Origin of the sequence: Roseibium album (assembly GCF_965233825.1) — a bacterium.
GTDB classification, from domain to species: Bacteria; Pseudomonadota; Alphaproteobacteria; order Rhizobiales; family Stappiaceae; genus Roseibium; species Roseibium album.
Window position 1 is genome coordinate 56,860 of sequence record NZ_OZ247583.1, and the last position, 22,765, is coordinate 79,624.

The following is a 22,765-nucleotide window of genomic DNA, read 5'->3' on the forward strand; positions in this document are numbered from 1 at the left end:
AGCCGGCCAGGCAATCGTACAACTATTGGGAAAAAGGTGCGCGCGCTCCGTCACAGCGTGCGCACCGGGCAGCTTACTGGTTGCGAACCGGTATGTTCATATCCTCGATCTTCAGCTCACGCACCAGTTCGGGAATACCCCACGCGACATCCGGATCAACCCTGATCTTGAAGTGGTACATGGGCTGCAGCGCCTGATGATCTTCGGCGCGGAACATCATCTTGCCTTTCGGCGTTTCGAATTCCATGCCTTCCATGGCAGAAATCAGGTCTTCCGTCTCGGTCGAACCGGCCTTGCGGATAGCGTCGACGATCGCAATCCCTGCGGACATACCCCCTGCAGTGAAGAAATCCGGCGGAGCGTCGAAACGTTTCTGGTGTTCCGAGACCAGCCAGTCATTCACCGGATTTTTCGGGATCTCGTAATAATAATACGTCGCCCCCTCCATGCCCGGCAATTCCTTGTAGGCCTTCATGGCCGCCAGAATATTGCCGCCCGTTGCGATTTCGACACCGAACCGGACCGGCTCCATCGCCTGGATCTTGCTGATCGGATTTCCGCCACCGGCCCAGATTACGAACAGGAACTTGCGGCCCGGCTCATCTTTCAAAGCGTCGAAGATGCGCTGCGCGTTCGCAGTAAAGTCCTTGGTGTCGGTCGGCGCGTATTCTTCAAAGACAAGCTTTGCGCCCGTCCCATCCAGAGCTTCCCTGAAAGCCGCAACACCGTCCCGCCCGAAGGCATAGTCCTGCGCGAGCGTTGCGATTGAAACGCCTTCCTGGCCCAGTGCCACAGCGTTGGCTATCGCATCCTGAGAGGAGTTGCGCGACGTGCGGAAGATATAGCGATTCCAGTCTCCACCGGTTATGGAGTCCGCAACGGCCGGCTCCACGATAAGCAGCTTTTCATACTCCTCGGCCACGGGCAGCATGGCGAGTGCCACCCCGGAAGAGACCGGTCCGACAGCGATATCGACTTCGTCGTCGCCATAGGCTTCGGCAAGCGCCGCCTTGCCGATATCGGGTTTCAGCTGTGTGTCCTTTTCGATAACCACGATCTTGCGACCGTCGATTTCCATCGTGCCGTCGGTCGCATATTCAAGCCCCATCATCAGTCCCGTATGGGATTGTTTGGCATAGGCCTCGAACGGCCCTGTCTTGCCATACACATGCGCGATCTTGATGTCTTCAGCCAAGGCACCTGCGGCTCCGGCAGCCACTAGGCCGACACTCGCCACAAGCGGCAGGGCCCAGCGGTAAACCCGTTTGGTCATCATATCTCCTCCCAGTATGCAATCAGGCCGATGAGAACTCTCAGGCTTCATTGACACCTGAAAACCACGTTTGCTCCACCTGATGCTGATCCGTATATGAAACCTGAATCAGTATTCATGTCAAGACTGAATACGGCGCAGGGAACCGAGCGTGTCTCGCAAAAGGCGTGAGCGAGCGGGCCTCCGTCCAGACGGCTGCCGAATTCGTTTTGGTTTCCGTGATGACATGAAAACGCCGGATCGGATCGTTCAAGAACCGGCACTTTCGCTTCACGTGCTGATGCAGCAAACAGTCGTGCGAACAACCGTCATGAGAAGGTTGCGTCAAGCGGCCATACCGGCTCATCGCTACCCTGACGACCCGCAATTATCATTGAATTACAACCCTGATTGGAAGAAAGTCATCGGATTGAATGGCAGAATCAAAATGATCAGGAAGTAAATTCTTCGGAGTCTCAGAAGAATCATATATTAATTATTATTGATATTTTTTGCGGTAGATTTCAGGAGACTGATGACTGGTCATGGAGCTTCCGATGAATATGCCATCCGGCGAAGAACCCGATGTTCTCTCGCGAATCCGCAAGTTCAATGCTTCTCTGGATGCCCTTATTCGAATTTATACTAGTGGCAAATCTTCCAGTACAGAGTTCGCTCGCATCGTTACAAAGGAAGCCTCCGCCCTGCTCAATGCGCAGAGATGCAGCGCATGGTCGTTGACCCCGGACAACAAGGCAATTGATTGCGTCGCCCTTTATCTTGCGAACGAAGATACGCATGTCTCTGGCCTCAAGCTTTCAGCCGATGACTTCCCCGGCTACTTCAAAGCGTTCCTGGCCGAGCGGGTCATTGCGGCAAACGATGCGGAAACGGACCCTCGCACGTCGGAATTTGCGGCAACATATCTGCGGGCCAACCACATCGTTTCGATGCTGGATGCCCAAATTCGGTCTGCAGCAGGGCCCCGGGGCGTGGTGTGTATTGAAACGGTGGATGTCCGGCGCGCATGGTCGCCGGATGAAATGGCATTTGCCGCCTCGATTGCCGAACTGCTTGGCATCTCAATGGATCGGGAAGATCGCGGACGGGTGTTTGGACAACTTGAGGATATCAATCAGCAGCTCTCGGACGCGGTCGAAAAGACGAGGGTGGCAAACGAGCGATATGATCTCGCAATTGATGCTGCCTATGACGGGGTCTGGGATCTCGATTATGTAACGGGTCAGGTGTATTTCTCGGACCAGAACTTCCAGCTGCTGGGCGAAAGCCACGAACATCCACCGACCGAGTTTGATTGGTGGCAGGATCGAGTACATCCCGAAGATATTGACGGCGTTCTGGAATACTATGAAAAGCTCGTTCAGGACGACAATCCGTACAACGTAACATACCGGATGCGGCACGAAGACGGGTCATGGCGATGGTGGCGCTCTCGTGGAAAAGTCGTTCGAAGCGACACATGCGAACCCATCCGGATTGTTGGAACAAATTCAGACGTAACGGACCTGATAGAAACAAAGACCGAGCTGGAACAGCGAAATCGGGAACTTCTGATAGCCAAGCAGAATGTTGAACATGCCGCTCTGCATGACAGTTTAACCGGCTTGCCAAACCGGAGGTACATGGAGCAGGTTTCGGCAGAAAATCTGCAGCAGAAATTGGGCAAAGATCGCGCTGCATCCTTCCTGCACATCGATCTCGATCACTTCAAAGACGTAAATGATATGCTCGGCCACGCTGCCGGAGACACGGTTTTGTGTCTGGTCGCGGATATGTTGCGGGAACTGTCTGGAGAAGGCGATTTCATAGCAAGAATTGGCGGTGACGAATTTGTTGCAATTCTGCAGGACTTGCCCACGGCGGAAAGATCTATTGCGTTCAGCGAGAAACTCATCACGCAGCTGTCAAAACCGGTTTTTGTCGAGCGCAGATCCGTCAACATTGGTGTCAGTATAGGCATCGCACTGTCGGAAGGACATGTGAACGACGCCTCGAACTTGCTGAGAAATGCTGACAACGCACTGTACCAGGCAAAGCGTTCGGGGAAGAACACCTTCGCCATCTACAACGAAAAGATGCGTATTCAGGCTGCCCGCTTGCGTGCAACGAAAGAAGAAATTCAAGGTGCACTTGAAGACGGTATTTCTTTCATTCCATATTTCCAGCCCCAATTTCTGGCTGGGAGCCTTGAACTTGCCGGGGCAGAGGCTCTGGTGCGATGGCAGCATCCCAGGAAAGGTATCTTGCCACCGGGTGAGTTCCTGCACATTGCCGAGGAAATGAATTGCGTCGCGGAAATCGACCGGCAGGTCCTTAGAAAATCACTTGCCATTGTGAGTGACTGGCGGGAGGCAGGTCTTGTGCTACCGAGGCTTTCGGTAAATGTCTCATCCCAACGTCTGGCCGATCCGGGACTTCTGTTTTCAGTCGAAGGTTTTGAAGACCAGGTTTCCAGATTGTCCTTCGAGCTGGTGGAATCGACCTATCTCGACAACACGAGCGAACAGGTCAAACAAACCTTGGCGCAGCTGCAGGATCTTGGCGTTGAAATGGAGATCGACGACTTCGGTAGCGGTTACGCCTCCATAGCAAGTCTGGTGAATATTCGACCCAAGCGCCTGAAGATTGATCGCACGCTTGTCTCGAACGTTGATCGTGACGACGCGATGACCAGCCTGGTACAATCGATCGTCGATATTGCACGCGCCTTGGAAGTCGAGGTCATCGCGGAAGGCGCGGAAACGGCCTCGCAAATTGAAACGCTCACATCGATCGGGTGTGACATCTTGCAGGGATACGGCTTGGCCCGGCCAATGTCGGCAGAGATGTTCCTTGAAACTTATGGCACGCAGGAGACCGCGTCCGTCGCGAGCCAGCGCTAGACGTCTTTCACTTACCGAAGGCCTGGGCCGTGTCTTTCATCTAAATGGACCGCTGGCAGGAGCCCAGAACCTGGACAAAACTTCCCGGGCAGGTTTGCGGCTGCAGGGGCAAATCAACTACAAGCCATCAGTCAAAAAGCATTCGCACGTCGCCCGCACACCCCGGCGGTCAACCACCGGGGTTGGGCGTCGGCAGGCAATCCATCACCGCAGACGCTGTTCCGATTCCGCATCGAAGAACATTGCCGCGGAGGGTTCAAATGTAATCTCGACCTTGCCATCTGAAACCGGCGCATCCTCGCCCTTGGTCTCGACGATGATCCGCTCGCCCGTCGGGCAGATCAGGTAGGAGTAGGCGACACCACCGAGCTGTTCGCACAGATCGACCGTTGCACCTTCCGTGCTTGCGGCAATCTTCAACTGCTGCGGGCGCAGCCCGACAAGCACCTTCTTGCCCTTGCCAGGCAGGGCAACCGGCGTCTCCACCGAAATGCCACCGAAGGCCGGTAATGTAACGGCACCGTCTTCGGCAATACCTTCGACAAAGTTCATGCTCGGCGAACCGATGAACCCCGCGACGAATTTGTTGTCCGGGTCGGAATAAAGCTTCATCGGCGAGCCGACCTGCTCGATCTTGCCGGCGCGCAGCACAACGATCTTGTCCGCCAGCGTCATCGCCTCGACCTGGTCGTGGGTGACGTAGATCATGGTGGCGCCGATATCCTTGTGAAGCCGCGCGATTTCAACGCGCATGTCGACACGAAGTTCCGCATCAAGGTTCGACAACGGCTCATCAAAGAGGAACACCTCCGGCCCGCGCACGATTGCCCGGCCGATGGCAACACGCTGGCGCTGGCCACCCGACAACGCTTTCGGTTTGCGTTTCAGGTAGGGATCGAGTTTCAGAATACGGCTGGCCTCTCCCACCTTCTCGGCGATTTCCGCCTTGGCGTGACCGTTCATCTTCAGCCCGAAACCCATATTCTCTTCCACGGACATATGCGGATAAAGCGCATATGTCTGGAACACCATTGCAACACCCCGTTCGGAAGGATCAAGCCTGGTGACATCCCGTCCGCCGATCTGAATGTTCCCGGTGGTCGTTTCCTCAAGGCCTGCAATCATGCGCAGAAGCGTGGACTTGCCACAGCCGGAAGGACCGACAAAGACACAGAATTCACCATGCTCGATCTGCAGATCCACCCCGTGAATCACCTGCAGATCGGCATATTTCTTGACAGCTTTGGTCAGCGTGACGCCAGACATCTATTTTCTTCTCCCTAGGACTTTCTAAGCGGGAAACTGCCAATCCTCGACAGCCGCTGCGATTTCAGAAGCCGTCTTCAGAAGGACGGGACGCACTTCGACAAGTTCCTTCATCCCCTTGCGGGTTGTCGAAGTAGTGACAGAGAGCGCGCCGATAGGCCGCCCTTTTGACGACAGGACAGGTGCAGCGATGCAGATGATCCCGGGTTCATGCTCCTCCCGGTCAAAGGCAACACCTTCCTTGCGTATTTTTTCAAGGTCTGCCCGCAGCGCCGTTTCTGTTGCCAGTGTTTCGGGCGTGTACCGATAGAAGGACTGTTTCTTGATCGCCTCATCGAGTTCTGCCGGTTCCAGGAACGCCAGCTGCGCTTTGCCGACACCGGTACAATAGCCCGGACCGATCTTTCCGGCCTGGGAATACATGTCGATGGGATTGATCGCGTTGCGCTTGTCGACATAGAGCACCTGCCCCCCGTCCAGTTGCGCCAGATGAACGGTCTCACCGACGACTTCGGACAGCGCCCGCACGAAAGGCCGCGCGATCGGTGCAATGGAACTCTGTCGCCAGGCGGCATGCGCAAGCCGGACCAGTCGGATCCCGAGCGAATAGGTCTGCTGGCTTTCGTCATAGGCCAGCATGCCCTGGCTCACCAGCGTCTGCAGCAGACGGTAAAGCGTCGCCTTGGGATGCACGCTGTCGGACAGGAGCTCGGTAAACCGGACAGGCCGACCCATCGCCGCAACCCTGTCGAGCACGTCGAGTGCTTTTCCGACAGTCCCGTCGCCGCTTGTCGGGCTCGCCTGTTTGTTCATGATTTCCTCCATCGGCCCGTTTCTTTTCGCCGGACCTGTTGACAACTTAACCCGATCGCCGCAAAGTATCAATATACAAAACTAAGTTTCAAATAATGGAACCAAAAGGGAGGACACCATGCGTTCCATGTTTAAAACGTCCGCTGCTGCTTTCGCCATTCTGGCAAGCACAATGGGCGCTGTATCTGCTGAAGGCCTGACAGGCGAACTCAAGATCTTTCTCGACACATCGAACCCGGCGCCGCGGGCAACGATGGAACGGATGATCGAGCAGTTCCAGGCAAAGAACCCGGACCTGACAGTCGAAACGACCGTGATCGATCGGGAAGCCTATAAAACCCAGATTCGCAACTTCCTGACTGCCAACGCGCCGGACGTTGCCACCTGGTATGCTGCCAACCGCATGCGCCCCTATGTGGAAGCAGGTCTCTTCGAAGACGTTTCCGACCTTTGGGCCGAACCGGCAATTGCCGACAACCTGGCGTCGACCAAAGGTGCGATGACCATTGACGGCAAGCAGTGGGGCGTTCCCTACACTTACTATCAATGGGGTGTTTACTACCGGAAGGACATCTTCGACGAACTGGGTCTGAGCGAACCGACGACCTGGGAAGAAGAAAAGGCAAACTGTCAGAAAATCATTGATGCCGGCAAGAAATGCTACACGATCGGCACCAAGTTTCTCTGGACCGCCGGCGGATGGTTCGACTACCTGAACATGCGCACGAACGGTTTCGACTTCCACATGGACCTGCTCACGGGCAATGCCTCCTGGCAGTCGGACGAAGTCCGCAAGACATTCGCCAACTGGCGCGAACTCATCGACATGGGCGCATTTATCGACAACCACCAGACCTACAGCTGGCAGGAAGCTCTGCCGTTCATGGTCAAAGGCGATGCAGCCGCGTATCTGATGGGCAACTTTGCAGTTGCGCCATTGCGCGATGCTGGCCTGAGTGACGATCAGCTCGATTTCTACCAGTTCGTTGAAATCACGCCAGGTGTCGAAAAAGCAGAAGATGCGCCGACAGATACATTCCACATTCCGTCCAATGCCCAGAACAAGGAAGCGGCACGGGAGTTCCTGAGGTTCGTCGCGTCACCGGACGTTCAGACCGAAATCAACAACGGGAAAAATCTTGGTCAGCTGCCGGTCAACGCCCAGTCGTCCGTGGATGACGACAAGTTCCTCGTGGAAGGCTTTGAAATGCTGTCGAGCAATTCCCCGGGTGGCGTCGCCCAGTTCTTTGACCGTGACGCGCCGGCGGAAATGGCAAAGGTTGCCATGGAAGGCCTGCAGGAATTCATGGTCAAGCCGGACAATCTCGACAAGATCCTGGCACGCCTGGATCGCGCCCGCGAGCGTATCTACAAGTAAGTCCGCTTACGACAGAACCGGACAGGGTGCGCCTGCATCCTGTCCTTTTCAATAGGTCCCAGTAGCCAATCCTGAAGAGGCAAACATGACCCAAGCGTCCGTTGCCGAAAATCGCCAGAGTTCCTGGTGGCACCAGAATCAGCAGCAAATCACACCGTGGCTGTTTCTGGCTCCAGGCATCCTGTTCTTCCTGTTTTACGTGATCTTCCCGATCTTCCAGTCCTTCAATCTGTCTCTTTACGAATGGGACGGCCTCGGCAAGGCGGAATATGTCGGGCTCTACAACTACGAAGAACTCTATTGGGACGAGGCTTTCTACACGTCCTTGAAAAACAACGTTGTCTGGCTTGTCCTGTATCTGCTGGCCATTCCTGCAGGTCTGTTCATCGCCCTTTTCCTGAACCAGACCGTTACAGGCATCAGACTGTATAAGTCGCTTTTCTTCTTTCCTTTCGTGATCTCCCAGGTCGTCGTCGGTCTGGTCTTCACCTGGTTCTATGATCCAACTTTCGGCATTATCAACGTGCTGCTTGGTTCGGTCGGTCTTCCGCCAATTAATGTTCTCGGTGACGAGAACTGGGTAACCGTCGGGATCATCGTGGCCGGTCTCTGGCCGCAAACCGCCTATTGCATGATCCTCTATCTCACTGGTCTGAATGCCGTCGATCCGGAGCAGATTGAAGCCGGGCGGCTCGATGGTGCCAAGAGCTGGAGGATGCTGTGGTACATCATCGTTCCACAACTGCGTCCTGCCACCTTCATTGCCTTCGTGGTTACCATTATCGGCGCCCTGCGGTCCTTTGACCTTATCTCTGTCATGACCAATGGCGGTCCGTTCGGCGCGAGCCGTGTCCTCAGCTTCTACATGTTCGAGGTTGCGCTCTCCGAATACGGCTTCCGCATGGGCTATGGCGCGGCAATCGCCGTGGTGCTGTTCCTGATCATGCTGGCTTTCATCGCCTACTTCCTGTGGTCGATGTACAAAGAAGAAAGGGCGCGCTGACATGTTTCCGACACCGATCGAACGTTCGCCCCGCTCCTGGCAAATCACCTATCAGGCCTTTTTGCCGCTTGCACTGATCCTTTGGCTGCTGCCTCTCATCGCCGTTGCGATATTCTCCATCAAGCCCGATACGGATTTTGCGAATGCCAATTACTGGGGCTGGCCATCTGAATTCAAGGGTTTTACCAACTACTGGCTGGTGTTTACGGCATCTGACATGCCGAAATATCTGCTGAATTCGTTCAAGATCACTATCCCGACCGTGATTGGCGCTGTCGCCCTTTCCTGCATGACCGGCTTCGCTCTCGGCATCTACAAGTTCAGAGCCAACATCTGGATCTTCTTCATGTTTGTCGCCGGCAACTTCGTGCCGTTTCAGATCCTGATGGTTCCGGTCCGCGACCTCACGCTTCAGTTGGGCCTGTACAACACAATCACGGGACTCGTGCTCTTCCACGTCGCTTTCCAGACCGGTTTCTGCACGCTGTTCATGCGCAATTTCATCCGCGCTCTTCCCTTTGAACTGATCGAGGCGGCCCGCGTCGAGGGTATTTCGGAATGGCGGATTTTCTGGTTCGTGGTCCTTCCGCTGATGAAACCCGCAATCGCGGCACTCGCCGTCCTGATGTTCACCTTCATCTGGAACGACTATTTCTGGGCAATTGTCCTGACGCAAGGCGTTGAAAGCCAACCGGTCACTGCGGGTATCACCTCATTCAACGCACAGTATCGCGCTGCCTATCATCTGATGAGCGCGGGCTCCATCGTTGCGGCCCTGCCACCGGTCGCGATGTTCTTTTTGATGCAGCGGCACTTTATCGCCGGCCTGACACTCGGGGCTGTCAAATGATCGGTCTGTCTCAGACCGGTCTAGATGCAAGTAAGAGTGTAGGGAGAAACGGGAATGCAGGCTAGGACCTGGCATCTTGGCGATGCTCATCAAAGCCTGGTGCTTGCCAGCTTCGGGGACAGCTTGCCGGAAGCGGTTTATTGGGGGCCACCGCTTCCGGAAAAGGAGTCGCTGCAATCGCTTGCAGCCGCTTCGGCCACCGATGTGACCGGAGGCATGGTGGACAGCAACGCCCCCATCAGCCTCAGCCCGGAAGCATCCCGCACCTTCCCCGGTCAGGCCGGGCTGGCCGGCCGCGACGCCGAAGGCAATCCCCTGACCCCTGATTTCCGGTTTGCCGGTGAAGCGTCGAACGATCATGGGCTGACACTTACCTATGAAGATACCGCACTCGATCTCAGTCTCGTATTCGATCTGAGGCTCACCCCCGAAAACTCGCTTCTGCAGATGCAGACCCAACTGGAAAGCCAGGGCAGGATCACGGTCGACTGGCTCGCGGCGCCTGTCATGCCGGTTCCGGCACACACTGGCGAAACGATCGAATTTTCAGGCCGCTGGTGCGCGGAGTTCCAAACCCGCCGCCTGCCTTTTGCCCCAGGCGCGCGCGTCAGGGACAATCGGACGGGCCGCTCCGATCACGCACACTTTCCGGGTCTCATCGTGTGCTCTGCTCAGACAAACAACACGTCGGGCGAAGCCTACGCATTTCATTACGCGTGGTCCGGCGGACATCGCATGGTCGCCGAAGAACTTGCCGATGGGCGGCGGCACGTTCAGTTCGGGCATGCATCCGCCAGCATGAAAGGGAACCACACCTTCTGCACGGCCCCGCTCCTTGCAACCTATGCGGCTTCAGGTTTCAACAGCGCCGCGGTCCGTTTTCAAAGGCACGCCAGAAACCGGCTCGTGTCCGGTGAAAAATCACCGCGGCCCGTTCACTACAATTGCTGGGAAGCCGTCTATTTCGATCACAAGATCGAGGAACTGAAATCAATCGCTTCCAGGGCGGCGGACCTGGGAGCCGAGCGCTTTGTGCTTGATGACGGCTGGTTCGGTCTTCGGGACAACGACACGTCCTCGCTTGGTGACTGGGGCATCGACCGCAGGAAATACCCGGACGGGCTGGCTCCACTTGTCGAACATGTCAAGGGCCTCGGCCTTGAATTCGGCATCTGGTTCGAGCCGGAAATGATCAACGAGGACAGTGATCTTTTCAGATCACGTCCGGAATGGGTCCTCGGCCCGTTGAACCAGGTCAGGGGCCGGCAGCAACTCTGTCTCGACATGTCTCGTGACGATGTCCGCACCTATCTCTACGATTGTATTGCCGAAGTGCTTTCTACAAACGATATCGGTTACATCAAGTGGGACCACAACAGGGTACTGCCAATCGTCGACGCCGCCCAGACCGAGGGCACATACGCACTCATCGATCGGCTGCGCGCGGACTTTCCACATGTCGAAATCGAAAGCTGTGCATCGGGCGGCGGACGGGTCGATTTTGGCATCCTGAAGCGAACGCAGAGGGTCTGGCTTTCAGACAGCAATGACGCTCTGGAGCGCCAGCGCATCCAGCACGACGCCGCGCTGTTTTTGCCGGCCTCGGTTACCGGCTCGCATGTCGGACCGCGAAAATGTCACACCTCCGGCCGAACGCTCAACATGAAGTTTCGCGCCTGGACCGCTGCCCAGCGGCACATGGGTTTCGAAATGGACCCGCGCGAGCTGACAGACGAGGAAGCCGCCGTCCTGAAACACGTGACCGGTTGGTGGAAGGCAAACAGGGACTGGATGGTGCACGCCGACATATTGCGGCTCGACAGTCCTGACCCGGCCCTGATTGCGGAGCAGCAACTCGCCGAGGACAAAAACCGGTTTGTTGTTTTTGCGGCCCTGACGCGTCCGTCGAACCAGATTCTGCAACCACCGCTTCGTCTGACTGGACTGGAGGCTGGCGCACAATACACGATCAAGCTGATCAATCGCGAAGACGCTGCAGACCTTTCCCGCGGCTCTCCGTTTCTGAAGGAAAACGATCTGGTTGCGAGCGGTCAGTACCTGATGTCCCACGGCCTCAATCTGCCCTGGTGTTTCCCGGAGACGATCTGGGTCCTGGAAGCACAACGGATCTGAACAGAAAGAATTTTCAAGGCACTGAACCGAATGTGCCGGAAAACAAAAAAGGGAGCGTCACATGCACGCGAATTATCCTGACCTCAAGGGCAGGTCGGTTTTCATCACCGGCGGTGGCTCGGGCATTGGCGCTGCCCTTAGCAGCGGTTTTCTGGCCCAGGGTGCAAGGGTGGCATTTGTACAGCGTTCGGACGCGACAGAATTCTGTGACGAAATGGAACGTCAGCACGGCAACCGGCCGCTTTATCTGCAATGCGACATAGCCAACATTGCCGAACTGAAGGGCGCTATGGACAAAGCCGCTGAAGCGCACGGTGCAATCACCGTTCTGGTCAACAACGCCGCCAACGACAAGCGTCACAAGACTGAAGAGGTGGACGAGGACTTCTGGGACTGGGCCCAGGCGATCAACCTCAAGGCTTACTTCTTTGCCTGCCAGCACGTCATTCAGGGGATGCGCGCTGCCGGTGGCGGGTCGATCGTCAACTTCACGTCGATTTCCTACATGATGGGCAATGCCGGCTATGCGGCCTACACAACAGCCAATTCCGGCATCAACGGCATGACCCGAAGCCTTGCACGCGAATTCGGACCCGACAACATCAGGGTCAACGCGATCGCACCCGGCTGGGTTCTCACACAACGGCAAAAGGACCTGTGGGTTACGCCGGAAGCCCTCGCAGCACATCTTGACCGCCAGTGTCTGAAGTTCGAGCTTTCACCGGAAGACATGGTAGATCCGGTCCTCTTCCTGGCGGCGAAAACCAGCAGGGGCATGACGGGGCAGTCCCTGGTAGTGGACGGCGGAGTAGTGGTGACGGGATGAGCCTTCAGGCAAAAGCGGACTGGATCGCGGTGGATTGGGGCACAACCAATCTGCGTGTCTGGGCGCTGGATTCAAGCGGATGCGAAATGATCCACCGTTCCTCCGACAAAGGCATGGGCAGGTTGGCCGCAAACGAATTTGAACCCGCGCTTCTCGAGCTTGTCGCAGACCTGCTCGCGCCGGAGATCAAAACGCCGGTGATCGTTTGCGGAATGGCCGGTTCGCGTCAGGGCTGGGCGGAAGCACCTTACAAGACAACGCCCTGTACACCGCCTTCCCTGGAAGACGCGACCGTTGTCCATGCAGCCGATTCCCGTCTTGACGTGCGCATCCTTCCGGGAATCAAGCAGCGCGACCCGACAGATGTCATGCGGGGCGAGGAGACCCAGATTTCCGGTTTTCTTGCGGACAATCCGGGATATAGCGGAACGCTGTGCCTACCCGGAACGCATACCAAATGGGTTGCAGTCAGGGACGGCGTTGTTGAACATTTCAGGACATTCATGACCGGCGAAATGTTCGCGCTCCTGTCCAGTCGATCTGTTCTTCGCCATAGTCTGTCCGCTCGTGAGATCGATCACGATACGTTCGAGCAAGCTGTTGCCGACGCTGCTGAAAATCCTCAGGAAATTGCGGCGAGCCTCTTTGGTATACGGGCCGCCGGTCTGATTGCGGGTCTGACAGGGGAAGCTGCAAGAGGGCGCTTGTCAGGCTACCTGATCGGTGCTGAGCTTGCCGCCGTCAGGGATGGTTTTGATCTTGCCGCGATCACGCTCCTTGGCAGTGACCAGATTTCCAAGGCGTACCATTCGGCGCTGGGCCGGCTCGGATACCGGGCAACACTCCTTAACGCGGAGACCATTACTCTGAACGGTCTCGTGCTTGCTTACTCTTCCTATTCCAAGGTTTCCTCATGAGCAGAAATCTGATCGCCATTCTACGAGGCCTGACACCCGCAGAAGCGCTCCCGGTCACCGGATGCCTTATCGAGGCAGGCATTACCTGGATCGAGGTGCCGCTCAACTCCCCGGACGCTCTCACCAGTATTGACGCCATGGTCAAGGCCCATTCCGCTGACGCACGGATTGGAGCTGGAACCGTGTTGTCGCCAGAGCAGGTGCTGCAGGTGAAAGCCGCAGGCGGCTCTCTGATCGTTTCGCCGGATTGCAATCCGGATGTAATCCTTGCGACCAAGGCCGAAGACATGTTTTCCTATCCGGGCGTCATGACTCCGAGCGAAGCATTCACCGCGCTCCGCAACGGTGCGGACGGGCTGAAGTTTTTCCCGGCCTCGCTCATCGGTCCCGACGGTCTCAAGGCAATGCTGGCTGTTCTGCCCAAAGGCACCGCCACCTATGCCGTCGGCGGCGCCGGACCGGACAATTTCGGTGACTGGATCAAGGTCGGTGCGACTGGCTTTGGAATTGGCACCGCTCTTTACAAGCCCGGGTTTTCGGTCGCGGAAGTCAAGGAACGGGCCGAGAAAATCGTCAGCGCCTATGATGCGGCAATGGAAGCACACGGATAGGGTTCATGAGCAACGTATTTGACGGGCGGCAATGCACGCTCGGTGAAGGACCTCTTTGGCATCCCGAACGCCGGCAGCTCTACTGGTTCGACATCATGAACAGGCAATTGCTGACCCGGCAAGACGAGACTGAAAGGTCGTGGCAATTCGACGAATATGTCTCGGCGGCCGGGTGGGTCAGTCGCACTGAAATGCTGATTGCAAGTGCCAGCAGGCTCTTTCTCTTTGATCTTGAAACCGAAGCCCGGACCAAGTTGTGCGACCTTGAGGCGGACAATCCGGTAACACGGTCCAATGATGGCCGCGCGGATCCGAAAGGCGGGTTCTGGATCGGCACGATGGGAATTGAAGCCGAACAGGGGGCAGGCGCAATTTACCGGTTTTTCAAGGGCGAATTGCGCAGGCTCTATAGCGGGATCACGATTTCCAACGCGATCTGCTTTTCTCCGGACGGGACGACGGCCTACTTCGCTGATACCGCAACTCAGACGATCCAGCAGGTTTCACTGGACGAAGAAGGGTGGCCTGCCGGAACCCCGACCTTGTTCGCAGATCTTTCCGGAGATGGTTACAATCCCGACGGTGCAGTGGTTGATGACGAAGGTCATCTGTGGAATGCGCAGTGGGGGGCAAACCGCATCGCAAGGTATGATCCGAACGGAAACTTTGTCGAAGACATCGCGGTCCAGGCTGCACAGGTCTCCTGCCCCGCCTTTGGCGGCACGGACCTTCAGACCCTGTTTGCAACGACAGCGGCCGAAGGCCTGGAAGGCATATGGGAAGGCAAGACATTCTTTGCCGAGACGAACGTCCGCGGACAGGCCGAACACCGCGTCATCCTCTAGGAAGTCACATGAAGCGCACGCTTGGAACCTGTTATTATCCGGAACACTGGCCGGAGGAAATGTGGGCCGCGGATGCGCGCCGCATGGCGGATGCCGGGCTGACCTGGGTTCGCATAGGTGAGTTTGCCTGGTCGCGCCTGGAACCCTCCCCCGGCGATCTGCAGTTTGAATGGCTTGACCGTGCGATCGACGTACTCGGCCAGGCAGGGCTCAAGATCGTGCTGGGCACGCCAACTGCAACACCGCCCAGGTGGCTGGTCGCAAGACACCCCGGCATGCTTGCCCTTGATGCCGAAGGCCGTCCTCGCGGCTTCGGCTCGCGCCGTCACTATTGCTTCTCCCATGAAGGCTACCGGGAAGAATGCGACCGGATCGTCCAGCTGTTTGCGAAGCGATATGGCGGTAACACACATGTTGCCGCCTGGCAGACTGACAATGAATACGGCTGCCATGATACGACGCTCTCCTATTCCGAGGCAGCCTGTGAGGCTTTCCGCGAGTGGCTCAGGGAAAGGTACGGGTCAATCGAAGCCCTCAACCGGGCATGGGGCAACGTCTTCTGGTCGATGGAGTATGGCTCGTTTGACGACATCGACTTGCCGAACCTGACGGTTACGGAACCGAACCCATCACACGCGCTCGCGTTTCGCCGGTTTTCCTCCGACCAGGTTGCAAGCTTCAACAGGCGTCAGACGGATATCATCCGAGCCTATTCGGATGCTCCGATCGGTCACAATTTCATGGGCCGGATTACCGAGTTCGATCATTTCAAGGTTGGCGACGACCTCGATATAGCGACCTGGGACAGCTACCCGCTCGGCTTCCTGGAAGACAGGGTTGGCGCAGATGAAGCGCATCAGCGGGCTTTTGCCCGCCAGGGAGACCCGGATTTCCAGGCCTTCCATCACGACCTCTACCGGTCTGTCGGCAAGGGTCGGTGGTGGGTCATGGAACAGCAGCCTGGCCCCGTTAACTGGGCTCCCTACAACCCGGCACCACTGCCCGGCATGATGCGCCTGTGGGCGTGGGAAGCCTTCGCTCACGGTGCGGAGGCAGTCTGCTATTTCCGCTGGAGGCAGGCTCCGTTCGCCCAGGAACAGATGCATGCCGGAATGCTGCGTCCCGACAACGCCGACGCGCCTGCCTTGCTTGAAGCCAGACAGGTCGCGGAAGAACTACAAGATACGCCTGACGTTTTCATCGCACGGTCCGAAATTGCCCTGATCTTCGATTTCGATGCAGATTTCGCCTGGGCGACCCAGCCGCACGGGGCCGGTCTCAACTATTTCCAGATCGTGTTCGACACCTACAAGGCGCTGCGAAAACTGGGACTTTCGGTCGATATCATCCGCGCTGAGACACGCGATTTCTCCAGCTACAAACTGGTTCTCGCCCCAGGCCTCATTTACATGCCGCAGGATCTGAAGAGCGCATTGTCGGAGGCAGATGCCCACGTTGTTCTTGGGCCGCGAACAGCCGCGCGCACCGCAGATATGGCGATACCCGTCCCATTGCCGCCGGACATGCCCGGTCTCGATGTGACCGTTTCACGCGTTGAAAGCGTTCGCCCGGACATGCCGATGCCGCTGAAAGGTGGCGGCAGTTTCGTCGGCTACCGGGAAGAACTCGAGGGATCAGCGGACATTGTTCTGGAGACGGAAGCAGGCCAGCCGGCAGCAATGCGGTCAGGCAACTTGACCTATGTTGGCGGCCTGTGTGACGAAAGCGCCTCGACACGCCTGTTCAAAAACCTCTGCGCTGAAGCGGGAATACCGACCATGCCCCTGACTGGCGGCGTGCGCTGCCGCGAGGCGGGCGATCTCAGGATCTGGACCAACTATGGTTCGGAACCTGCCGAGACGCCGGCAGGCCGGATCGAGGCGGCCGGTGTGCTCTTTGAGGAGCTTTGAGAAAGCCTCTCCATTTCAAGAGCACCGCTCCCGCGTGAACGGAGTTTCAAGCCGCTTCGCCATCCATGAGTTGCCGGATGATCGCGGTGTAATTGTCGACACCCTGCGCGCCGGTAATAAGGTGGCGCCGTTCGAAAACAACCGCCGGAACACCCTGGATGCCGTTCTGCGTCCAGAAGGTTTCTTCCTGGCGAACTGCGTCCGCATACCGGTTGTCATCCAGAACATTGAGTGCTTCTGCCCGGTCAAGGCCGACACTTTCTGCAACATCCGCCAGCACCGTTTTATCGTTCAAGTTCAGTCGCTTGGCAAAATAGGCTTCGAAAAGTGCCATCTTCAACGGATGTTCCTTGCCTTCATGCGCCGCCCAGTGCAGCAACTGATGCGCCTCGAACGTATTCACCATGCGCATGTCGTCCGTGAAGTTGAAATCAAAGCCGAGTTCCCTGCCGATTTCGGTCAGCCTGTCGCGCGCACTTTGGGACTGCTCCTCCGTAGACCCGTATTTGCGCATGATATGTTCGCGCAGGTTCTCGCCTTCGGCAGGCATTTCCGGATTGAGTTCGAACGGATGCCATTTGACAGCTGCCGTCACACCTGTTTGCTCGATCGCCTTTTCCAGCTGTTTGAAGCCGACGATGCACCAGGGACAGACAACATCGGAGACGATATCGATCTGCAGGGCATCTTCCATGTCGAGGTCTGAAATTTCACTCATTCGGGATTCTTTCTTTCAGTGCACAATCAAAGTGTAGCATCACCTTTTGGCGGCGGGTTCCAACCACGTTCGGTCCGTTCATGGCGATCGTCGCCTTGTTCGGCACGCATGATTTCGTAAAGCGTTTCGGAATGGGCACGCATGGCATCAATATAGGACTTGTCGACACCGCCATCGTTATAGTTTTCGCGTAATCCCTCCAGCATTTCACGATCGTGATTGCGGAAATTCTTCGCCCGGGTCCGGGCACGAAACGGGTGCGATCCAAGCTCGATCAACGCGCGGCGGCCAAGGGCCAGCGCTCCTTCGAAGAGTTCACGCTCGGCACGGTGAGCCCCCGCCATTTCAAGTTCATAAACATGGTGGCGGTCTCTGGCCCGCGCAAGGATCCTGACCTTCGGATAGGTTTTCGCGACATGTTCGACCACCATGGTCTGCTTGTCCCGGTCATCGATCGCTGCAACGAAAAGATCTGCTTCGCCGAGTCCGGCACCATGCAGAAGATCGGGCCGCGTGGCATCGCCGTAAAAGGTCCTCATGCCGATCCGACCAAGGTTTTCTACCGTTTGCGGATCATGATCGAGAATGACAACATCGTAGCCACTCGTCAGCAGCAGCCGGGAGACGATCTGCCCGAAACGTCCCATTCCGGCCACAACCACCCGCCCCCTGCTATCGATCACATCCGGCTCACGCTCGGATTTCGAAACGGCTCTCGGAGCAACCACTTTCTCATAAAATATGAAAAGTGCCGGCGTGAGCAGCATGGTGATGGCGACAACCAGTGTCATCGTCTGCAGAAGGGTTTGCTCCAGGACACCGGCACCGGATGCAAATCCGAACAGCACGAATGCAAATTCGCCCGCCTGCGCCAGGCCAAGCGCAAACAGCCAGCGGTCCGCGCCCCTGAGCCTGAAAACCATTCCAAGCGCGAACAGCAGTCCGAACTTTACCGCTATCAGACCGATGGCAAGCCCGAAAATGGTTACGGGCGCGCCGAACAGCAGGTCGAAATCGATACCGGCGCCCACCGTCAGGAAGAACAGGCCCAGAAGCAATCCCTTGAAGGGTTCGATGTCGCTTTCCAGTTCGTGGCGATAGTCACTGTCGGACAGGACAACGCCGGCCAGGAACGTGCCGAGCGCCGGTGACAGGCCGACAAAATCCATCAGGAGGGCAATGCCGATCACAAGCAGCAGAGCCGTTGCGGTAAAGATTTCGCGCAGATGCGCCTCAGCGATGAACCGGAATACGGGCCTGAGCAAATGACGGCCGGCAAAGATGATCGCGGCAATCACTGCCAGAATGATCAATGCCTGGGCCCAGCCGGGCAGCGCCGCCAAGGCTTCCCCGCCATGTGCGGCTGCGTCGCCGTGCTCGCCGCCGGCATGAGCCTCGGATTCGCCGCTGCCTCCGTGAGCACCTGCCAGGAGTGGCAGTATGGCCAGCATCGGAATGACGGCAATGTCCTGCGTCAGAAGAACCGAAAACGAATTCTGGCCACCTTGTGTTTTCATCCAGCCTTTTTCATTCAGCGTCTGCAGCACGATTGCGGTGGAGGAAAGCGCCAGGATCATGCCGAGCGCAACGGCGCTTTGCCAGGTGAGTCCCGCAGCAAGACCGATACCGGCAAAGACTGCTGTTGTTCCCACAACCTGGAGACCGCCCAGACCGATCAGCTGCTGTCGCATTTTCCAGAGCATCGCCGGCTTCAGTTCAAGCCCGACGAGAAACAGCATCATGACCACACCGAACTCTGCAAAATGCTGCACTTCGGTGGTCTCGGACCCAACGACACCCAGAACCGGGCCGATGACGACGCCGGCAATCAGATATCCCAGGACGGAGCCGAGACCGAGCCGGTTTGCCAGCGGAACGGCGATGACGGCCGCGCAAAGATAGACGAATGCATCGCTGAGCAACCCCATCAGCCGGCCTCCCCTTTTAAGATGAAATCGTCCAGAACGTCGCTCAACAGCGCTGCTTTCGCCGCCTTTTGAAGATCGAACCGGTCTGCGACGAGAGCCTTGAGAAGGTCATCATAGGCGTTTCGATGCACATCAAGGCGATTGTCCTGAACAGCGCGCCCGGCACCGAAAATGACAAACGGCGCAAGATAACGCATGCCGCAGAGATCCGCTGTCTTTTCGAATGGTGCGAGCAAGCTTCTGAGATCCAGATGATTCATGCCGTCCGTTGAATAGGCATTCGGCTTTGCACCGGTGGAAATTGCATTCAGGAATGTCTTGCCGTCCAGTGAGTGGCCATGAAGACCGTAGGCAAAGCCGTGTTCGAGGACCAGGTCTTGCCACTCCTTCATGATCGCCGGCGCAGAATACCAGTAGAGGGGATGCTGAAAGATGATGACATCATGAGCGACCAGCCTGGCCTGCTCCCTGTCGACGTCGATATCGAAATCCGGATACTCCGCATAGAGGTCGACAGCCGTGACGCCCTGCACCGCCTGTGCCGTTTCAAACAGTGGAAAATTCACCTCTGACCTGTCCGGCCTTGGATGTGCGAAAAGAACCAGTACCTTGGCCAAGAAAACCCCCGTTTCTCCAGATGTCCAGGGCGGCTTTACCACCCGGTATTCATGACAACGAAACTACCGCCCATCGGAAAGCGGATCTCATGGCCCGCCCGCATCTCAAGGGGAGGATTGTGAACACTCAACCGACCCAGTCGGCCGCCTGAAATCCATTCCGGCATTTCCTGAAGTTATAGGAGCCGGTGGCGCTCCGACAATCGTTATGCATTCCTCAAGTCGCTGGCAAGCATGCGGCATGCGCGACCGGGATTCAAATGGATCCACACCGGGTTTGCCGCTTGAACGACCACTGGTTTTTAGATCACGTGTCGAGAACACGGGGCAGCCGACCGCAATTTGAGCGTCGAACCCCGGGACTGGAGCAGAACCCGCCCGAATCTCAGAGGGTGCTGATCTGAACGCGGCTCCCGGTCTCGCCGGATTTCGCGATCGCGTGGATAACGGCCTCAAAGTGGAGCGCATCCTTGAAGGACGGAATCGCCTGACGGTCTTCCACGATGGATCGAAGCAATTCGTACACTTCGATCACCTTGAGGTCGTTGAAGCCGAGCTGATGACCTGCCGCCGGCACGAACTGACCATAGGGAGGATGCGCCGGACCGCTCAGCAGGGTCTTGAAGCCCTGTTCCGCAAGCGGACCCCGGTTCTGGTAGAGACGCAACTCGTTCATCCGTTCCTGGTCGAAGGTGATCATGCCTTCCGTACCATGGACTTCAAACCCGATGTAACTCTTGCGTCCCCAGGCACTGCGAGACGTCGAAACGACGCCGTGTACACCGTTTTCAAATGTCAGCAGTGCGGAGGCGATATCCTCGTTTTCCACTTCACGGCGCTCGCTGGACCCCTCGCCCACCGGCCGTGTCGCATGAACGGTTTTCGTTTCCGCGACGAGGCTTTCAATCGGGCCGACGAGAGCGGCTGCCAGGGAAATCAGGTGGCATCCCAGATCGCCGAGCGTTCCAAGTCCCGCGTCAGCCTTGGTTGCCCGCCATGTCCATGCAAGTTCGGGATCAGCCTGATAGTCCTCGTCCACCATGCCCCGGAAATGAACCACCCGGCCGATCGCGCCATCGGCGATCAGTTTGCGCGCATGGCCAATTGCGGGATTGTGAAGGTAGTTATAGCCCACGATTGTCCTGGCCCCGGAGCCTTCGGCAACGTTCAGCAGTGCCTTTGCATCCTCCAGCGTGAGGGCCATGGGCTTTTCAAGGTGCACGTGCTTGCCCGCAGCCAGGGCCGCCAGGGCCATTTCCTTGTGCACCTTGTTGGGCGTTGTGATGCAGACGATATCGACATTGGGATCTGCGACAAGATCTCTCCAGTCGGCTGTTCCCCTGGCAAATCCGAACTGGTTCGCGAAACTGTCGGCCTTGTCGGACGGCACGTCGCACAAAACCTCGAGACGAATATCCGGCACGTCGCCGAAGACAGCCTTTACCGACCCATAGGCCAGCGCATGACACTTGCCCATGAATCCTGTGCCGACAAGTCCGACGCCAAGACTGTTCATCCCGTGGTTCTCCCGTTTCTGCGACCAGCCTGACCCGATCGCCGATCGCCGTCACCCGGAAGAGACGCACAGCGCTTTCTCGGGACGATGACAGCTTGTTCCGATTGTTCAGGCCATCCGCCGCGACCGACCTGAGTGTCCGCCTCGGGAGAATGCCCGTTTGCAGTTGGTCTAGACTTCATCCAACCCGACCGACCGCCGTTCTGCGACCGACTTCAGGGCCGCTTCTGCCAGTGTCAGAGCCTTGAGGCCATCTTCACCTGACGGATAAGGAGCAACCTTGTTTTCAATGGAATTGACAAAGGCGGCAATTTCCGCCGCATAGGCTTCGGTGTATCGCGTCATGAAGAAATCGTGCAATGGCGGCCTCGCGTAACCTTCTGCCGTAGCGACCTCGATGCCGACCGGACGCTGGTTTTCCGCGGCGACCGCTCCCTTTGATCCATGCACTTCGATGCGCTGGTCGTAGCCGTAGGTCGCCCGTCTGGAATTGGATATCGAACACTGCTTGCCGGAGGCCGTCATCAGTACCACTGTCGCGCTGTCATAATCACCCAGTTTTCCGATTTCCGGATCGACCAGGACGGATGCAGTCGCGTAGACCGTGGAGATCTCTTCGCCCAGCAGAAAACGGGCAATGTCGAAATCATGGATGGTCATATCGCGGAAGATGCCGCCGGAGGACTGGATATAGGTTGGCGGAGGCGCCCCCGGGTCGCGGGAAATGATCTGGACCATCTCGACATCTCCGATACGGCCCTCGTCAATTGCCTCGCGCACGGCCCGGAAGTGTGGATCGAACCGGCGGTTGAAGCCGAGCATCAGCACCGCGCCACACTCCTCGACCGTCTTGAGGCAGGACTTCGTGCGTTCCAGAGACAGGTCGATCGGCTTTTCACAGAAGATCGCCTTACCCGCACGCGCGAATTGCTCGATCAGGTCCGCATGCATGTTCGTCGGTGTGCAGATGATGACGGCATCAACGTCGTCTGCCGCCGCTATCGCGTCTATCGTGCTCACACGGGCGCCATGTTTTCCTGCAAGAGCAATGGCGGCATCTTCAAAAGCATCGGCAACTGCCACCAGGTTGGCGCCATCCGTCGCACCGACAGCCTTTGCATGAACCTTTCCGATACGTCCGGCCCCAAGCAGGGCGACATTCACGGTCATGATGTTTCCTTTCAAGACTAAAGGGCGCGGAATCGGCCCAAACGGCGGCTTGCCAATTTAGAATAAAAATTCCAAAATCACTTTCCACGGAATGTGTCAAGTCGGAAAA

At 57.2% G+C, this 22,765-nt stretch carries 18 protein-coding genes; 10 read left to right on the plus strand and 8 right to left on the minus strand.

Translation table 11 applies throughout. The features are described from left to right. Positions 1 to 73: 73 nt before the first annotated feature. Complete coding sequence (locus ACO6TI_RS00275; protein ID WP_422385356.1) at positions 74 to 1,273, minus strand: substrate-binding domain-containing protein; 1,200 nt, start codon at positions 1,271 to 1,273, stop codon at positions 74 to 76. 536 nt (positions 1,274 to 1,809) lie between these two features. Here ACO6TI_RS00275 and ACO6TI_RS00280 point away from each other — a divergent pair. Beyond that, positions 1,810 to 4,155, plus strand: coding sequence for a putative bifunctional diguanylate cyclase/phosphodiesterase (locus ACO6TI_RS00280; RefSeq protein ID WP_422384129.1), 2,346 nt, complete (start codon positions 1,810 to 1,812; stop codon positions 4,153 to 4,155). A 204-nt stretch (positions 4,156 to 4,359) separates the two neighbouring features. On the opposite strand, the gene ACO6TI_RS00285 is transcribed toward ACO6TI_RS00280, so the two are convergent. Both ACO6TI_RS00285 and ACO6TI_RS00290 read right to left on the minus strand, forming a co-directional pair. Then, complete coding sequence (locus tag ACO6TI_RS00285) at positions 4,360 to 5,421, minus strand: ABC transporter ATP-binding protein (protein ID WP_422384130.1); 1,062 nt, start codon at positions 5,419 to 5,421, stop codon at positions 4,360 to 4,362. A gap of 24 nt (positions 5,422 to 5,445) precedes the next feature. Continuing rightward, positions 5,446 to 6,234 (minus strand): IclR family transcriptional regulator, encoded by a 789-nt coding sequence (locus ACO6TI_RS00290; protein ID WP_055114279.1) that lies wholly within the window; start codon positions 6,232 to 6,234, stop codon positions 5,446 to 5,448. Between the two features lie 118 nt (positions 6,235 to 6,352). On the opposite strand from ACO6TI_RS00290, the gene ACO6TI_RS00295 reads away from it, so the two are divergent. From ACO6TI_RS00295 to ACO6TI_RS00335, 9 genes are all read left to right on the plus strand, one after another. Further along, entirely contained in the window at positions 6,353 to 7,612 is a 1,260-nt protein-coding gene (locus tag ACO6TI_RS00295; protein WP_055113646.1) for an ABC transporter substrate-binding protein, read from the plus strand. A gap of 85 nt (positions 7,613 to 7,697) precedes the next feature. Beyond that, positions 7,698 to 8,615, plus strand: coding sequence for a carbohydrate ABC transporter permease (locus ACO6TI_RS00300; RefSeq protein WP_055113648.1), 918 nt, complete (start codon positions 7,698 to 7,700; stop codon positions 8,613 to 8,615). A 1-nt stretch (position 8,616) separates the two neighbouring features. Next, positions 8,617 to 9,465: a carbohydrate ABC transporter permease gene (locus tag ACO6TI_RS00305; RefSeq protein ID WP_055113650.1), complete on the plus strand. Its 849-nt coding sequence runs from the start codon at positions 8,617 to 8,619 to the stop codon at positions 9,463 to 9,465. A gap of 54 nt (positions 9,466 to 9,519) precedes the next feature. Next, entirely contained in the window at positions 9,520 to 11,598 is a 2,079-nt protein-coding gene (locus ACO6TI_RS00310; RefSeq protein WP_422384131.1) for an alpha-galactosidase, read from the plus strand. Between the two features lie 61 nt (positions 11,599 to 11,659). Beyond that, complete coding sequence (locus ACO6TI_RS00315; protein ID WP_104704850.1) at positions 11,660 to 12,424, plus strand: SDR family NAD(P)-dependent oxidoreductase; 765 nt, start codon at positions 11,660 to 11,662, stop codon at positions 12,422 to 12,424. Further along, on the plus strand, positions 12,421 to 13,341 hold the full coding sequence (locus ACO6TI_RS00320; protein ID WP_422384132.1) for a 2-dehydro-3-deoxygalactonokinase: 921 nt from the start codon (positions 12,421 to 12,423) through the stop codon (positions 13,339 to 13,341). The genes ACO6TI_RS00315 and ACO6TI_RS00320 overlap by 4 nt, the downstream gene beginning before the upstream one ends. Then, positions 13,338 to 13,952, plus strand: coding sequence for a 2-dehydro-3-deoxy-6-phosphogalactonate aldolase (locus tag ACO6TI_RS00325; protein WP_422384133.1), 615 nt, complete (start codon positions 13,338 to 13,340; stop codon positions 13,950 to 13,952). Before ACO6TI_RS00320 ends, ACO6TI_RS00325 begins: the two co-directional genes overlap by 4 nt. Positions 13,953 to 13,957: 5 nt before the next feature. After that, the gene (locus ACO6TI_RS00330) at positions 13,958 to 14,797 is read left to right on the plus strand and encodes an SMP-30/gluconolactonase/LRE family protein (protein ID WP_422384134.1); all 840 of its coding nucleotides are present in this window, start codon (positions 13,958 to 13,960) and stop codon (positions 14,795 to 14,797) included. An 8-nt stretch (positions 14,798 to 14,805) separates the two neighbouring features. Then, on the plus strand, positions 14,806 to 16,707 hold the full coding sequence (locus ACO6TI_RS00335; protein WP_422384135.1) for a beta-galactosidase: 1,902 nt from the start codon (positions 14,806 to 14,808) through the stop codon (positions 16,705 to 16,707). 46 nt (positions 16,708 to 16,753) lie between these two features. On the opposite strand, the gene ACO6TI_RS00340 is transcribed toward ACO6TI_RS00335, so the two are convergent. The 5 genes from ACO6TI_RS00340 to iolG all read right to left on the minus strand — a co-directional run bounded on the left by ACO6TI_RS00340 (position 16,754) and on the right by iolG (position 22,656). Then, positions 16,754 to 17,425: a DsbA family oxidoreductase gene (locus tag ACO6TI_RS00340; protein ID WP_197000802.1), complete on the minus strand. Its 672-nt coding sequence runs from the start codon at positions 17,423 to 17,425 to the stop codon at positions 16,754 to 16,756. A 26-nt stretch (positions 17,426 to 17,451) separates the two neighbouring features. Then, a complete protein-coding gene (locus ACO6TI_RS00345) occupies positions 17,452 to 19,353 on the minus strand; it encodes a monovalent cation:proton antiporter-2 (CPA2) family protein (RefSeq protein ID WP_422384136.1) in 1,902 nt (633 codons plus the stop codon). Then, entirely contained in the window at positions 19,353 to 19,970 is a 618-nt protein-coding gene (locus ACO6TI_RS00350) for an NAD(P)H-dependent oxidoreductase (RefSeq protein ID WP_422384137.1), read from the minus strand. The genes ACO6TI_RS00345 and ACO6TI_RS00350 overlap by 1 nt, the downstream gene beginning before the upstream one ends. Before the next feature lie 385 nt (positions 19,971 to 20,355). After that, positions 20,356 to 21,486, minus strand: coding sequence for a Gfo/Idh/MocA family protein (locus tag ACO6TI_RS00355; RefSeq protein WP_422384138.1), 1,131 nt, complete (start codon positions 21,484 to 21,486; stop codon positions 20,356 to 20,358). A 171-nt stretch (positions 21,487 to 21,657) separates the two neighbouring features. After that, positions 21,658 to 22,656 carry an inositol 2-dehydrogenase gene (gene iolG / locus ACO6TI_RS00360; protein WP_055114285.1) on the minus strand — a complete coding sequence of 333 codons (999 nt, stop codon included), beginning with the start codon at positions 22,654 to 22,656 and terminating at the stop codon, positions 21,658 to 21,660. Positions 22,657 to 22,765: the final 109 nt, after the last annotated feature.